The sequence below is a fragment of the Phenylobacterium sp. genome (assembly GCF_031412415.1).
GTDB lineage: Bacteria > Pseudomonadota > Alphaproteobacteria > Caulobacterales > Caulobacteraceae > Phenylobacterium.
Genome location: NZ_JANOCX010000035.1, coordinates 1 through 1,644 on the forward strand (window position 1 = coordinate 1; position 1,644 = coordinate 1,644).

A 1,644-nucleotide genomic window follows, 5' to 3' on the forward strand; every position below is an offset into this window, starting at 1 on the left:
ATGCCCAGTTTCTCGACGGCCTGCTGGTAGACGGAGAGGAGACTTTCTTCGCCGTCGTCCGTGTCGGGGGCGGTGATGCAGGCGATCAGACGCTTGGAGCCTTCGCCGAAGAGGTGGGCCATGAGGTGCTCGACTTCGAGCTTGGGGAGTGCTGAGACGATGGCAATCTTGATGCCTTCCTGGCGGGCGGCGGAGGCAAGTTCGCGCGCGCCAGGGCGGGGGTCGAGATAGTCCGTGTCGATCAGTTGACGCGCGACGGTACCGGAGTGGCGCGTCATGACGTCGATGAGGCGTTCGAAATCCTCAGACCCGCGGCCGTGGCCTAGGTTCTGGCGGACGAATTGGCGGTAGCGGTCGCGGCGGCGTGCGTGCTGGCGCAGCGTGGCGTAGGTGTCGCGTGAGCATTTCCAATCGTAGCCGGCGGACTGGACAACATGATTGAGGACCGACCGTTCAAGCGTATCCGTTTCGGCAATGACGCCGTCGGCGCGCAGGATGATGCCCTGAAGGTTCATGGTGCACTGCCCGGCGGGGATGCGGCGGTGCGCGTCCAGCGCAGCCACTGATCGGTGATATGTGCTGCAAGCGAGCCCAGCAGGGCCGCGGCGATCGCTTGCCAGGGGCCGCCGGTCAATGCGATCCGGAGGGCAAGAATGAGGAAGAGGCCGGCTGTGAGCGAGGCGACGATCTCGAGGCGCGAGGGGCCAGCGTTCAAGCGGTGGCGGAGAGCGAACAGAGCAAGCAGTTCCAGCGCCATCAATCCTAAGATGATGTCGGTAATCAAGCCGCTGGACACTGCGTCTTGCATGCTGCGTCGACCTTACCTTCGCCGGTTTGTCCCGGCTTTTCGTTTGTCTGCGACCGGTCTCGAGCATGGCGGCGACCCTCGATTGCTCAAGGACGGACCACGCCAAGAAGATGCGCCATATCCTTCACGAAGATGCGCACATGCGCCATGGGCTTGGCCTTGACCAGCTTCTTGTGCATGTAGGCTTGCCAGGTCAGCATCTGCACATCCGGATCCTTGCACATGGTTACGAAGCGTTCGCGGCGGGCATCATTCGCGTACCAGAAGCGCTGCATGATGCCGAGAACCCAGAACACTCGTCCATGCGCCTTCATGAAGCGCTTACGGGCGGTGGCGAGATTACGGGCATCGCCCGTGCGCAGGGCTTCGGCAACGCTTTCACCCACGATCCGGCCGCAGAGCATGGCATAATAGATCCCCTCTCCGGAAGCGGGTGCGACGACGCCGGCCGCGTCACCGGCAACGATCACGTTGCGGCCGTTGTCCCAGCGTTTGCGGGGGCGGAGGGGGATGGGGGCGCCTTCCTTGCGGATCGTTTCGTGGCCGGCCATGCCGATTTCATTCCGGAGATCGGCGACGGAGCCGCGCAGCGAGAAGCCCTTATTGGCGCTGCCGGTGCCGATGCTGGTGGTGTCGCCGTGGGGGAAGACCCAGGCGTAGAAGTCGGGTGAGTAGCGGCCGTTGTAGTAAACGTCGCAGCGGCGGGACTCGAAGGCGGCGCCGTCGGCGGGCTTCGGGCTTTTGACGATCTCGTGGTAGGCGAAGACAAAGGGCGGGGCTTCTTCCTTGGGCAGCGCCTGACGTCCGACGGCGGACGAGGCGCCGTCGGCGCCGAT

General features: G+C 64.2%; 3 protein-coding genes. All 3 read right to left on the minus strand.

Annotation, left to right across the window (positions count from 1 at the left end):
• Positions 1-515: HAD family hydrolase (locus RMO04_RS01740; protein ID WP_309643073.1), on the minus strand; the 515-nt coding region annotated here is incomplete at its 3' end.
• Entirely contained in the window at positions 512-808 is a 297-nt protein-coding gene (locus RMO04_RS01745) for a hypothetical protein (protein WP_309643074.1), read from the minus strand. The genes RMO04_RS01740 and RMO04_RS01745, both read right to left, overlap by 4 nt.
• A gap of 86 nt (positions 809-894) precedes the next feature.
• Positions 895-1,644: lycopene cyclase family protein (locus RMO04_RS01750; RefSeq protein WP_309643075.1), on the minus strand; the 750-nt coding region annotated here is incomplete at its 5' end.

Coding starts and splice junctions, on each gene's coding strand:
- RMO04_RS01745 (WP_309643074.1), bottom strand. CDS start 808: ATGCAAGACGCAGTGTCCAGCGGCTTGATTACCGACATCATCTTAGGA.